The 12,753-nt window shown below is 69.0% G+C and carries 14 protein-coding genes; 12 read left to right on the top strand and 2 right to left on the bottom strand.

Annotated elements, in window-relative coordinates:
• Positions 1-37: 37 nt before the first annotated feature.
• On the top strand, positions 38-943 hold the full coding sequence (locus tag BM349_RS10475) for a tyrosine recombinase XerC (protein ID WP_091706794.1): 906 nt from the start codon (positions 38-40) through the stop codon (positions 941-943).
• A gap of 34 nt (positions 944-977) precedes the next feature.
• Here BM349_RS10475 and BM349_RS10470 read toward each other — a convergent pair whose 3' ends face one another.
• Positions 978-1,544 (bottom strand): murein hydrolase activator EnvC family protein, encoded by a 567-nt coding sequence (locus BM349_RS10470; protein ID WP_254773817.1) that lies wholly within the window; start codon positions 1,542-1,544, stop codon positions 978-980.
• Positions 1,545-1,861: 317 nt separating this feature from the next.
• On the opposite strand from BM349_RS10470, the gene rpsB reads away from it, so the two are divergent.
• From rpsB to BM349_RS10425, 9 genes are all read left to right on the top strand, one after another.
• The gene (gene rpsB / locus BM349_RS10465) at positions 1,862-2,902 is read left to right on the top strand and encodes a 30S ribosomal protein S2 (RefSeq protein WP_091706793.1); all 1,041 of its coding nucleotides are present in this window, start codon (positions 1,862-1,864) and stop codon (positions 2,900-2,902) included.
• 94 nt (positions 2,903-2,996) lie between these two features.
• Positions 2,997-3,824, top strand: a complete 828-nt coding sequence (gene tsf, locus BM349_RS10460; RefSeq protein WP_091706792.1) for a translation elongation factor Ts — start codon at positions 2,997-2,999, stop codon at positions 3,822-3,824.
• A 107-nt stretch (positions 3,825-3,931) separates the two neighbouring features.
• On the top strand, positions 3,932-4,651 hold the full coding sequence (pyrH, locus tag BM349_RS10455) for a UMP kinase (protein ID WP_091706791.1): 720 nt from the start codon (positions 3,932-3,934) through the stop codon (positions 4,649-4,651).
• Positions 4,652-4,749: 98 nt separating this feature from the next.
• Complete coding sequence (gene frr, locus BM349_RS10450) at positions 4,750-5,304, top strand: ribosome recycling factor (RefSeq protein WP_091707248.1); 555 nt, start codon at positions 4,750-4,752, stop codon at positions 5,302-5,304.
• A gap of 4 nt (positions 5,305-5,308) precedes the next feature.
• Positions 5,309-6,355, top strand: coding sequence for a phosphatidate cytidylyltransferase (locus BM349_RS10445; RefSeq protein ID WP_091706790.1), 1,047 nt, complete (start codon positions 5,309-5,311; stop codon positions 6,353-6,355).
• Positions 6,355-6,915 (top strand): DivIVA domain-containing protein, encoded by a 561-nt coding sequence (locus BM349_RS10440; protein WP_091706789.1) that lies wholly within the window; start codon positions 6,355-6,357, stop codon positions 6,913-6,915. The genes BM349_RS10445 and BM349_RS10440 overlap by 1 nt, the downstream gene beginning before the upstream one ends.
• Positions 6,916-6,993: 78 nt before the next feature.
• Positions 6,994-7,719, top strand: a complete 726-nt coding sequence (locus BM349_RS10435; RefSeq protein ID WP_091706788.1) for an aggregation-promoting factor C-terminal-like domain-containing protein — start codon at positions 6,994-6,996, stop codon at positions 7,717-7,719.
• A gap of 4 nt (positions 7,720-7,723) precedes the next feature.
• Positions 7,724-8,008, top strand: coding sequence for a hypothetical protein (locus BM349_RS10430; protein WP_091706787.1), 285 nt, complete (start codon positions 7,724-7,726; stop codon positions 8,006-8,008).
• A 1-nt stretch (position 8,009) separates the two neighbouring features.
• Complete coding sequence (locus tag BM349_RS10425) at positions 8,010-8,735, top strand: alpha/beta hydrolase (protein WP_091706786.1); 726 nt, start codon at positions 8,010-8,012, stop codon at positions 8,733-8,735.
• Here BM349_RS10425 and BM349_RS10420 read toward each other — a convergent pair whose 3' ends face one another.
• A complete protein-coding gene (locus tag BM349_RS10420; RefSeq protein WP_091706785.1) occupies positions 8,736-9,785 on the bottom strand; it encodes an AI-2E family transporter in 1,050 nt (349 codons plus the stop codon).
• Between the two features lie 176 nt (positions 9,786-9,961).
• Between BM349_RS10420 and BM349_RS10415 the strand changes: the two genes are divergently transcribed.
• Together BM349_RS10415 and BM349_RS10410 are read left to right on the top strand one after the other, a co-directional pair.
• On the top strand, positions 9,962-11,815 hold the full coding sequence (locus tag BM349_RS10415) for a DUF8094 domain-containing protein (RefSeq protein WP_175525266.1): 1,854 nt from the start codon (positions 9,962-9,964) through the stop codon (positions 11,813-11,815).
• Entirely contained in the window at positions 11,812-12,747 is a 936-nt protein-coding gene (locus BM349_RS10410) for a tetratricopeptide repeat protein (RefSeq protein ID WP_091706783.1), read from the top strand. Before BM349_RS10415 ends, BM349_RS10410 begins: the two co-directional genes overlap by 4 nt.
• The last annotated feature ends 6 nt before the right edge of the window (positions 12,748-12,753 follow it).

Genomic DNA, 12,753 nt, shown 5'->3' with positions numbered 1-12,753 from the left:
CCGCCCGTGAAGGGGAGTCAGAGGGCATGCTTGAGCCATGCAGGTGGACCGGGCGGCAGAGGCATACGCGGTGCAGCTCGAACGCGTGCGCCGGCTGTCTCCCGCGACCGTCCGCGCGTATCGCGCCGACCTGCGCGACCTGTCGGCGACCGTGCCTGGTGCCGAACTCTCCGACGTCGATCTCGAAGCGCTGCGGGAATGGCTGTGGCGGGCGACGCAGCGCGGCGATGCGCGCTCGACATTGGCGCGGCGCACGGCCGCGGCACGAGGGTTCTTCGGGTGGGCCGCCGAAGAGGGATTGATCTCGACCGATCCGAGTCTGCGGCTGGTCGCGCCCAAGCGCGGGCGCACCCTGCCGAGGGTGGCGACGGCGGACAGCGTGCAGGGCCTGCTCGACCGCATGGCCGAACGTGCCGCAGCCGGCGATCCGGTCGACCTGCGCGATCACGCGATGCTCGAGCTGCTCTACGGCTCGGCGGTGCGCGTCTCGGAGCTGACCGGACTCGATCGAGACGACGTCGACCTCGACCGCGCGACAGTCCGCGTCCTCGGCAAGGGCTCGAAGGAGCGCGTCGTCCCGTTCGGCGTTCCGGCTCGGCGGGCGATCGCGTCGTACCTCACGCGTGGCCGGCCCGGACTCGTCCAGCGCGCCCAGAAGGAAGCCGGACCGGCCGTGTTCTTCGGGGCGCGGGGTGCCCGCATCACGCCGCGCGCCGTCTACGACGTCGTCGCGCGCGAGCTCGGCGGCGTGCTCGGCACGACCGCGGTCGGACCACACGCCCTGCGGCACTCCGCGGCGACACACCTCCTCGACGGCGGCGCGGACCTGCGTGCGGTGCAGGAGCTGCTCGGCCACGCGAGCCTCGGCACGACGCAGATCTACACCCACGTCTCGTCCGAGCGTCTTGCGGCCACCTACCGGCTCGCGCATCCGCGGGCCTGAATCCGGGCGTCCACGCGCCCGATGATCCCTGCGGTCACTCGCAGCAGGGGAGCAGCACCGCTCGCGGAACGCCGCCGAGCAGCAGGAGCGGATTGATGTACTCGCCCTCGAGCCGCACCCCGAAGTGAAGGTCGCCCGGTCGCGCATGGCCCCCCAGTGCGAGCGTCGCGACGTCCTCTGCGGCCTGCACCTGCGTGCCCGGAGTGAGCGTCGTCTGCACAGGCTCGAAAGTGGTGACCAGGCCGTTCCCGTGATCGATCGTGAGGATGCCCCGCCCGGCGACCGGCCCGGCGAACGCGACGACGCCGTCCGCCGGAGCGCGCACTGCACTGCCGCCGAGCAGCTCGACATCGATTCCGCGATGGCCGGGGCCGTACTCGTGCGCCGGAGCGACGAAGGGGCGGGACAGCCGGAACGACTCCGCGGGCCACACCCACCCGAGCGATGCGAGATCGACGCCTGCAGGCATCCGATCCAGTTCCGCAGCACCGCTCGCGCCGGCGGGAGTCGGGGACGCGGCGACCAGCAGCGCCAGCACCACGGCGCACAGCACTCCCGCGCGCCGCAGCGCGGGACGGGAGGACCGTGGATGCCGCAGCATCCGTCCAGCATCGCCGCGGCGAGACGAACGACGGCCTCCCCGCCTCAGGCCCGGGACAGCGGGCGCCGGCATGGACGCTGGGGAGGAGGGGCTGCTGGTACACTTGATGCACACCCCGCTCGTCGGGGTGAATACGCGTGCCCACAGCGCGAACGCGGACTCCGGTTCGCGAACGCGCGGCATCCACCCCCACCGGTCTCACAGAGCGAATCCGCTCTGGAGCGGGAGTGCGCCGGGCACCAGGCCCGCCGACCGATCGGTCGAGCGAAACACAACCGCAAGCGGCGCTTCCGAGCGTCGAGAACAGGAGAACGGCCATGGCCGTCGTCACCATTCGCCAGCTGCTGGACAGCGGCGTCCACTTCGGACACCAGACCCGCCGGTGGAACCCGAAAGTCAAGCGCTTCATCCTCACCGAGCGCAGCGGCATCCACATCATCGACCTGCAGCAGTCGCTGACGTACATCGACAAGGCGTACGAGTTCGTCAAGGAGACCGTCGCCCACGGCGGCACCGTCCTGTTCGTCGGCACGAAGAAGCAGGCCCAGGAGATCATCGCCGAGCAGGCGACCCGCGTCGGCCAGCCCTACGTGAACCAGCGCTGGCTCGGTGGCCTCCTCACCAACTTCCAGACCGTCTCCAAGCGCCTCGCGCGCATGAAGGAGCTCGAGGAGCTCGACTACGAGAACCCGGCGGACAGCGGCTTCACCAAGAAGGAGCTGCTGCTGAAGAAGCGCGAGCTCGACAAGCTGCACAAGTCGCTCGGCGGAATCCGCAACATGTCGAAGACCCCTTCGGCGATCTGGGTCGTCGACGCCAAGCGCGAGCACCTCGCGGTCAACGAGGCCACCAAGCTCGGCATCCCGATCATCGGCATCCTCGACACGAACGCCGACCCGGACGAGTTCCAGTACCCGATCCCCGGCAACGACGACGCGATCCGCTCGGTGGGCCTGCTCACCCGCATCATCGCCGACGCCGCGGCCGAGGGCCTCATCCAGCGCCACAACCCGACCGACGAGTCGGCTGAGGCCGCAGAGCCGCTGGCCGACTGGGAGCGCGAACTGCTCGAGCAGAGTGCCGCCGAAGAGGTCGCCGAAGCCGTGGCCGTCGAAGAGGTCGCTGAGGAGCTCGCCGCCGAGGCGGTCATCGCCGAGGCCGTGGCCGTGGAGCTCGCGGTAGAGGCCGTCGAGGCCGAGGCCGCCGGTGACGAGGCCGCCGCTGAGGAGCTCGCCGAGGAGGCAGTGGTCGCGGAGGCCGTCGCCGAGGAGCTCGCAGCCGAGGCCGTCGCCGCCGAAGAGATCGCCGAGGAACTGGTCGCCGAGGCCGTCGCCGACGTCGAGGCCGCCGAGAAGTAGATCATCCCGCCGCAAGGCGCGCTCGGCGGGGTCGTTCTGTGCGACCCCGCCGAGGCATCCCCCTGAACTCACCACAATCAAGGAGCCGCCGATAATGGCAAACTTCACGATCGCCGACATCAAGGCGCTGCGCGAGCAGCTCGGAACCGGCATGGTCGACACCAAGAAGGCACTCGAAGAGGCTGACGGAGACGTCGAGAAGGCCGTCGAGATCCTGCGTCTGAAGGGCGCGAAGGGCAACGCGAAGCGGGCCGACCGCTCCACGAGCGAGGGCCTGGTCGTGGCTCGCGAGCTGAACGGCAAGGTCACCCTCGTCGAGCTCGCCTGCGAGACCGACTTCGTCGCGAAGAACGACCGCTTCATCGCACTGGCCGACAAGGTCGCGGATGCCGCGGCCGCAGTATCCGCCGACTCGGTCGAAGCCGCCCTGGCGGCGCCGGCCGGTGCGAGCACCGTCGAGAGCCTCATCTCGGACGAGGCTGCGATCATCGGCGAGAAGGTCGAGCTGCGCCGCGTGCGCACGCTGACCGGCGACAAGTTCGAGATCTACCTCCACAAGACCAGCAAGGACCTGCCCCCGCAGGTCGGCGTCGTGCTCGCCTACACGGGCGAGGACGCCGAGACCGCTCGCAGCATCGCGCAGCACATCTCCTTCGCCAACCCGACGTACCTGTCGCGCGACGAGGTCCCCGCGGCCGAGGTCGACAAGGAGCGCGAGATCGTCACCGAGATCTCCCGCCAGGAGGGCAAGCCCGAGGCGGCGCTGCCGAAGATCGTCGAGGGGCGTGTCAACGCGTTCTTCAAGCAGGTCTCGCTCCTGGACCAGGACTACGCGAAGGACAACAAGCAGTCCGTCGCGCAGGTGGCCAAGGACGCCGGGCTCACCCTGACGGGCTTCGCCCGCTTCAAGGTCGGCGCGTAACGTCCCGAAGAAGGCCCGCATCATCTTCGATGCGGGCCTTCTCCCATGTCCGGGGATCGGCTCCTGCGATCCGCTGGGATAGTTTGTATGCGACGAGAGGACCCCACGTGATCGATGAAGCGACCGGAACCCGGCGCGTCCTGCTGAAGCTCTCGGGCGAAGCGTTCGGAGGGGGACAGCTCGGAGTCAACCCCGACGTCGTGAGCGAGATCGCCCGTGAGATCGCCGAGGCAGTCGACCGCGTCGAGATCGCCGTCGTCGTGGGTGGCGGCAACTTCTTCCGTGGCGCCGAGCTGAGCCAGCGCGGCATGGACCGAGGGCGCGCCGATTACATGGGCATGCTCGGCACGGTCATGAACGCGCTGGCCCTCCAGGACTTCCTCGAGCAGGCCGGGGCGGCGACCAGGGTCCAGTCGGCGATCTCGATGACCCAGGTCGCCGAGCCCTACATCCCCCGTCGCGCGGTGCGTCACATGGAGAAGGGGCGCGTCGTCATCTTCGGCGCCGGTGCGGGGCTCCCGTACTTCTCGACCGACACCGTGGCGGCGCAACGCGCCCTCGAGATCGGCGCATCCGAGGTGCTCGTCGCCAAGAACGGCGTCGACGGCGTCTACACGGCCGATCCCCACAAGGACGCCAACGCCACGAAGATCGATCGCATCACCTACCTCGATGCGCTGCAGCGCGGGCTGAAGGTCGTCGACTCGACCGCCTTCAGCCTCTGCATGGACAACCGCATGGACATGCGCGTGTTCGGGATGGAGCCGTCCGGCAACGTGACCCGGGCCCTTCTCGGCGAACCGATCGGGACGCTCGTCACCGCCTGACGCCCGCGGACGGCGACGTCCGGGCGCGGCCGGTACACCGTGTTCGACGGGTCCTGGCCATTAGACTGAGGGCTCTGGATCTACCGATGGGAGTCACTGTGATCGCGGACGTCTTGGCCGATGCGGGCGCGCGCATGGATCGTGCTGTCGAAGGCGCGAAGGACGACTTCGCGACCGTTCGGACGGGTCGCGCGAACCCCCAGCTGTTCCAGAAGATCCTCGTCGACTACTACGGCACCCCGACTCCGCTCGCGCAGCTCGCGTCGCTGAACAATCCGGAGGCGCGCACGCTGGTGGTCACGCCCTACGACAAGTCGGCACTCAAGGCCATCGAGCAGGCCATCCGCGACACCCCGAACCTGGGTGCGAACCCGACCAACGACGGCAACCTCATCCGCGTCACGCTTCCCGAGCTGACCGAGGAGCGCCGCCGGGAATTCGTCAAGATCGTGCGCGGCAAGGGCGAGGATGCAAAGGTCCACGTGCGCGGCATCCGCCGCAAGACCAAGGACGACCTGGACAGCCTCAAGAGCGACATCGGCGAGGACGAGCTCGCCCGTGCCGAGAAGGAGCTCGATGCGCTGACGCGTGCCCACGTCGACGCGATCGACGACGCGCTCAAGCGCAAAGAGGCCGAGCTTCTCGAGGTCTGAGCCGATGACCGACGCATCCGACGACCTCCCGGGCGATCCACCGCCTGCGGAGGCGCCGCTGACGAGGCGCGATGCCGCGAACCTGCGCAAGAGCGGCGCCGACGGCGAGCAGAACGCGGACTTCCAGTCGCACGTGCGCGCTGCCCGCAGCGAGTTCGAGAGCCAGGTCGCTCAGGCGCGCGCGGAGTTCGAGGAGGCGAACGAGCGGATCAAGCAGCGCACAGGTCGCGACCTGATCGTCGCGATCCTGATCGGACTCGCTATCGGCGCAGTGCTGATCGCCTCGCTCATCTTCTTCAAGTGGGTGTTCGTCCTGTTCTGCCTCGCGGCGGTGCTGCTCGGCATGTTCGAGTTCGGACGCGCCCTGATCGGGTCGGGGCGCAAGGTCGACCTGATCCCTCAACTGGTCATCGGCGCCGTGCTCGTGCTGTCGGGGTTCTTCGTAGGGCTGTGGCTGCACTGGGTGGTCGCGTTCGTCGCGGTGGCCCTCGTGATCGTCTGGCGCCTCATCGCCCAGATGTTCGCCAAGGACGGTCGCACGTACGGCGCCGTGCTCGGCGATGTGCTCATCGCGGGATTCCTTCAGTTGTACGTGCCGTTCCTCGGAAGCCTGTGCCTCATCCTGCTGCGTCAGGACGGCGGTCAGTGGTGGGTGCTCGCGTTCATCATCATTGCGGTGGCGTCGGATACCGGCGCCTACGCGACAGGGCTGTCGTTCGGCAAGCACCCGATGGCGCCGCGCATCAGCCCCAAGAAGACCTGGGAGGGGTTCGCCGGCGCCGCGCTGGCGGCACTGATCGCAGGCGTGCTGCTGGCGATGTTCATGCTCGGCCTGCCGTGGTGGACCGGACTGATCATCGGCGCCCTCGTGCTCGGAACGGCCACCGCGGGCGACCTCGGCGAATCGATGATCAAGCGCGACCTCGGAATCAAGGACATGAGCTCGTGGCTGCCCGGCCATGGGGGAGTGCTCGACAGGCTGGACTCGATCCTTCCGTCGGTCGTCGCCGCGCTCGCCCTCTTCTACCTCTTCTCCCCCCTGGCGGCATGATGACGACATCCGAGAACCCCACCATCACGTTCGCCGAGACGCAGGGCGCAGTGAAGGGCTACGAGAAGCGCGCCGTGGACGCGTTCCTGAACCGCGCACGCGAAGCCTTCGAAGCCGGCGCGGAGCCCATGACCGCCGCAGAGGTGCGCCAGGTCGCGTTCCCGATCGTCCGCCACGGCTACGTGATCGCGGCGGTCGACGCCGCTCTCGGCCGCATCGAGGACGCGTTCGCCGCGCGGGAGCGTGAGGCTGCGGTCAGCACCGAGGGCGCGCACGCGTGGGTCGGCCAGACGCGCGAGACCGCCCAGGTGGTTCTGGATCGACTGTCGCGCCCGAAGGGACGTCGCTTCGATCGGGTCAGCGCCCTGCGCTACGGATACCGCATCGACGAGGTGGACCTGGTCGCCGACAAGCTCGCCCGCTATCTGGAGACGGGCGACTCCGTGACCGTCGAGCAGGTTCGCGCCGTCGCGTTCCGGATGCAGCGCGGCGGATACCGCGAGACGCAGGTGGATGCCGTGCTGGACGCGGTCATCGAGGTGATGCTCGCCGTCGCCTGACGCTCTCGTCGATCTGGTCGCGGGCACAGGGCATCGGAGATGGCATGGGCAGTCGCGCCCGGGTAGACTCGTGGAACTGTGACTTCCGGAAACGAGATGATTCCCGCACGACGGAGCCCCCGTCAGGGTGTGGTGAGCGCAGATCCGGTCATCACCCGCGCGGCCGCTCCGACAGCCCGGTGGTCACGTCGACGCGGAGTGCTCGGTGTGTTCGCCGCATTCGCCGCGGTGGGATTCGTCGCCGCCTACATCGGCCCGACCGGGGTCGCGCTCTCCGAGGCCAACGCGGTCGAGAAGGTCCCGATCACCCTCTACTCGAGCACCCTCGGCGACGCGCAGAGCCTCAGCATCGAGACCGTCGATGCTGAGGTCTCCGGCGACTCCCTCGATCGCGGCAACTACACCGTGTACGTCACGCCCAAGCCGACGCCGACTCCCGAGCCCGAGCCGGCCACCGAGTCGTCATCGTCGAGCTGGGCGCCGCCGTTCGTGAGCCCCGACCCGGGTACCGCTCAGGCGATCGCCTATCAGATGGTCCTCGCGCGCGGGTGGGGCGACGACCAGTTCGCCTGCCTGGTCGCTCTGTGGAACAGGGAGTCCGGCTGGCGCGTGAACGCCTACAACGCCGGCAGCGGCGCCTACGGCATCCCGCAGGCGCTGCCCGGCAACAAGATGGCCAGTGCCGGCGCCGACTGGGAGACCAACCCCGCGACGCAGATCACGTGGGGGCTCGACTACATCGGCGGTCGCTACGGCAGCCCCTGCGGCGCCTGGGAGCACTCCGAGTCCGTCGGCTGGTACTGACCCCATGCCGCGGTCGAACCGTCGACGCTCCGAGGAGCCCGGCGACGAGGCATTCGAGCGCCTCCTCACCGGCTGGAAGCGAACCGAGGTGCGCCGAGGCGTCGAGTGGACCGTGCAGCCGGTCTCGGCGGCTCAGGCGGCGAAGGCGTACGTCTGCCCCGGCTGCGGCCGAAGCGTGCAGCCGGGAGCCGCGCACCTGGTCGTGTGGCGCGCTGACGGGGTGCTCGGCGACAAGGCCGACCTCGAGGCCCGACGACATTGGCACTCGCACTGCTGGAGGATCGCCTGACATGGACATTCGCGGACCGGTGCTGCTTCCTGCGCGACGCGAGGAGATCGAGCTGCGCACGCTCGATGAGCTGACGCTCGTCGGGGAGCTCGCGACGCCGCTGGAACGGGAGCCGGTCGCCACGCTCGTCACCCTGCACCCCCTGCCGACGGCGGGCGGATTCATGGACTCGCACATCCTGCGGAAGTCCGCCGCGCGGCTGCCGGCTCTCGCCGATCTGGCGGTGCTCCGCTTCAACACGCGCGGTACGACCTCGCCGCGCGGCACGAGCGACGGCGCGTTCGACGGCGGGCGGGCGGAGTCGTTCGACCTCGCCGCTGCCATGGACTTCATCCGCACCCGCGGACTGCCGCGACCCTGGCTGGTCGGCTGGTCGTTCGGCACCGAGGTCGCACTCAAGTACGGCCTGGATCACGACGTCGAGGGTGTGATCCTGCTCTCGCCCCCGCTGCACCGCACGACGGCCGAGGAGGTCGCAGCCTGGGCGGGGAATGCGCGCCAGGTCATCGTGATCGTGCCGGAGCTCGACGACTACCTCCGACCGGATGCCGCAGCCGAACGGTTCGCGAGCGTCCCGGATGCCGTGCTGATCGCCGTCGAAGGAGGAAAGCACCTGTGGGTCGGGGAGAATCAGACGCGCCGGGTGCTGACGGAGATCGTCGCCGCGGTGAATCCGGATGCGCTGCCCCTCCCGACCGAGTGGGACGGACCCCTCGGCGAGGAGTGATCACCGCTCGTTCTGGCGTGGGATGACCACCTGGCGGTAGATGATCAGGACGCTCGCGGCGACCGGGATCGCGATCAGGGCCCCGAGCAGTCCGAGCAGCGAGCCACCGGCCAGCGCCGCGATCACGACGACGGCGCCGGGCACCGACACGGCGCGATTCATGATGCGCGGCGAGATGACGTACGCCTCGATCTGCATGTAGATCAGGTAGTAGATCGCCGCGATCAACGCGGTGGTGGGTGAACCGAGCCCGGGGATCAGGCACGTCAGCACGATGATCGTGGAGCCCGTCAGCGTACCGACGAGGGGGATCAGCGAGAAGAAGAACGCGATGACGGCGAGCACGGCAGGGAACGGGGCTCCGATGATCGTCAGGAAGATCGCGCTCAGCACGCCGTTGATCACACCGAGGGTGACCTGCCCGATCACGTAGTAGCCGACGGAGTCGGTCACCTGCTCGGACAGGTCGATGAACCGCGGACGCTTGGAGGCCGGGACCAGCTGGTAGACGGCCTTCTTGAGCGACGGCGTGGACGCCGTGAAGTAGATCGTGAGGATCAGGACGATGAACGCGCCGCCGATGCCGCTGAAGAGGGCGACGCCGGCGCCGATGACGCCGCCGGTGATGGATCCCGCGTTCTCCAGCGCCCAGGTCTGCACCTGCTCGATCACGGCCTGGAGGTCCAGATTCGGGAAGATGCCGTGGATCCAGTCCTCGAGGTCGTTCCAGAACGTCGGCCGGTTCAGGAGCTTCGTGACTTCGTTGACCAGCTGAGTGATCTGATCGACCAGGATCGGCACGATCATCAGGACGATGCCCGCGAAGATCGCCAGCACGCCCAGGATCGTGATCAGCACGGCCGCCCATCGAGGCAGCTTGCGCCGCTCGAGCCAAGCCACGACGGGTTCCAGGCCGAGCGAAAGGAACAGCGCGGTGCCGACGTACAGGAGGATCGTCGAGAGGGTCTGGATGCTGCCGATCAGCAGCAGCCCCACGCCGACGCCCAATGTCGCGACGAGGGCGACGCGGAATGGGTTGTGCACCTTCACGGTGGCTCCTGACTGTCCCGGCGAGGATTTTGTTGTTGTCACGTCAGGATATGCACAGGTCGCGCCCAGGCCCGGGATTGGCGCCTCCCGGGCGACATTCAGGTGGGTTTCGCTAGTCTGAAATGTCGAGTCGACGGCCCGCATCGTTCCCCCGCGGGTCCAGGAGAGGTGTTTTCGTGCGTTTCGTGTGGGCTGTGGCGGCATTCGTGCTCGCCGCCGTGATGATCGGTGCAGGCATCGCCCAGCGCACCGTCTTCCAGGGTCCGAAGTCCGAGACGTCGGACCTCTCGGTGTCCGAGGAGGCGCCGTATCTGCTGATCGACGGCGCCGTGCTCAACAGGCTGCCCGGCGCGCAGACGCTGCGCGCACAGGGCGAGGGCGACATCTTCGCCGCCTACGGACGCACGGCCGACCTGAAGGCCTGGCTGGCTGACGCGACCTACAACGAGGTCTCCCTCGGCGACGACGGTGAGATCGTGTCGGATGCCGTCGCGCCGGCGACAGCCGATGACGATTCGACGGCCGATGCGACCGCGACACCGACACCCACGCCGACACCCACCGCCGGCGCCGCTGCCGACGCTGCGGTGACGCCCGGCCGCAGCCCGATCGGTTCGGACCTGTGGCTCGACGAGTTCCAGCAGGAGGATCTTCTGATCGCGCCTCTGCAGCTTCCCGCGGAGATGAGCGTGCTCGTCGCGACCGACGGCACCGAGCCGGCACCGACCGACGTCAGCGTGTCGTGGCCGACCGTGAGCGCGACCCCGTGGGCCGGTCCGCTGATCGTGTTCGGCGGCATCCTGATGGCGATCGGCGTCTTCCTGTACATCCTCGGCATCCGTCACGCCCGTCGTTCTCGCGGCCCGCGCCGCAAGGGCCTGCCCCTCCCCGTCACCGAGCCGATCGACCTCGCCGTCGAGGGCGCCGACAAGGGCGTCATCAGCGCGACACCCCCGACCCGCCGCTCCGTGACGACCGGGAAGCGCGCGTTCGCCATCGTGCCCGCGATCGCCGTCTCTGCCCTGATGTTCGCAGGATGCTCCGCCGACTCGTGGCCGCAGATGGCGGCGTCCCCGACGCCCAGCCCGACCGAGACCGTGATCGTGCCGGAAGGGCAGCAGGCGCCGGCCGTCACGAAGTCGCAGGCGGAGCGGATCATCGCCCGCATCGCCTCGACCGCGGCCGATGCCGATGAGGCCATGGACCCGACGCTGGCAGCGTCCCGCCTGGACGGCGCCGTGCTGGCGGAGCGGGCGACGAACTACAAGCTCCGCGGCGCGATCGCCGACTATGCCGCGCTCGCGGCGATTCCCACGAAGCCGCTCGAGATCGTGCTCCCGCAGGCCTACGACGGCTGGCCGCGCTCCGTGATGGCCGTGGTCAACGACGAGGAAGACAAGACCGCGAGCATCATGCTGCTGACGCAGGAGGACGCCTGGTCGCCGTACAAGCTCGCCTACCTGTCGAGCCTCGAAGCGGCTACACAGATGCCCGACCTCGCACCGGTGTACGTGGGAGCGCAGCAGGTTCCGCCGGACTCGTCGTTCCTCGTGATGGCGCCCGACCAGCTCGCAGCGGCCTACGCCGATGTCATCAACAAGGGCGAGGACAGCGAGTTCTACAGCCAGTTCGAGGCTGAGGGCGACCAGTTCCGCGTGAGCATCGCGGCCGATCGCGAGAGCAGACTGGCGGAGTTCAACACGACCGCCGCATCCACCGGAAGCCTGTCGTTCAGCTCCATGCCCGGCGAGCACCCTCCGCTGGCCCTCGCCACCCTCGAGAGCGGCGCGATCGTCGCGGTGAACGTCAACGAGGTCGACACGGTCAAGCCGACCAACGCGGATGCCGTGATCAAACTCGACGGCAACCCGACCGTGAAGACCCTCGCCGGCGCTGAGCAGTCCGCGACGGGCTTCACGACGACCTTCAGCGATCAGCTGTTCTTCTACGTCCCGGGGCTCGGCTCGACCGAGAAGATCCGTCTGCTCGGCTATGGTTCTGAGATCCTCGATGCAAAGGTGATCAATTGACCGACGTGCCCCCGGGTGCCGCGCTGCGCGGTGCCGTCGACCTGTCCGCACTTCGCAATCGCCCGGCACCCGCGCCCGCCGGAACCGTCGCGGCGACGTCGGCGCCGTCGCTCGTGATGGACGTGACGGACGAGACCTTCCCCCAGCTGCTGGAGCTGTCGCGCACCGTGCCGGTCGTCATCGATCTGTGGGCGGAGTGGTGCGGGCCGTGCAAGCAGCTGAGCCCGATCCTCGAGCGCGTCGTCACCGAGCTCGGTGGTCGACTCGTGCTCGCGAAGGTGGACGTCGACGCCAATCCGCAGCTCTCGCAGGCCTTCCGCGCGCAGTCGATCCCGATGGTGGTCGCGCTGGTCGGTGGCCAGCCAGTACCGCTGTTCACCGGCGCGGTGCCCGAGCAGCAGGTGCGAGAGGTCTTCGCGCAGCTGCTCCAGCTGGCTGCGCAGAACGGCGTCACTGGCACCCTCGAGGTCACCGAAGACGATGAGACCACAGCGGATGCCGAGCCGGTCGAACCGGAGCTGCCCCCTCTTCATGCGGAGGCGTTCGACGCGATCGAAGCCGGAGACTACGCACGGGCGATCACCGCATACGAGAAGGCCCTCGCCGAGAACCCACGCGACGAGGACGCTCGCGCCGGGCTCGGCCAGGTGAAGCTGCTGGACCGCGTGCAGGGTCTGGATCTGCAGGAGGCGCGGGCGGCCGCGGCCGCCGCGCCCCTCGACGTGGATGCGCAGTTCGCCGTCGCCGACATGGATCTGGCCGGCGGACATGTCGACGACGCGTTCGCCCGACTGCTCGACCTGTTCGGCGCACTTCCGTCGGACGAGCGCGGTCCTGTCCGTGAGCGTCTGCTCGAGCTGTTCGGCCTCATCGGCGATACCGACCCCCGCGTGATCAGTGCACGCGGACGCCTGGCCTCGCTGCTGTTCTGACCTCGA

The organism is Microbacterium sp. cf046 (genome assembly GCF_900114345.1).
GTDB lineage: Bacteria > Actinomycetota > Actinomycetes > Actinomycetales > Microbacteriaceae > Microbacterium.
Note: the sequence above shows the minus strand (reverse complement) of the source record. Positions and strands in the feature narration are given on the sequence as shown.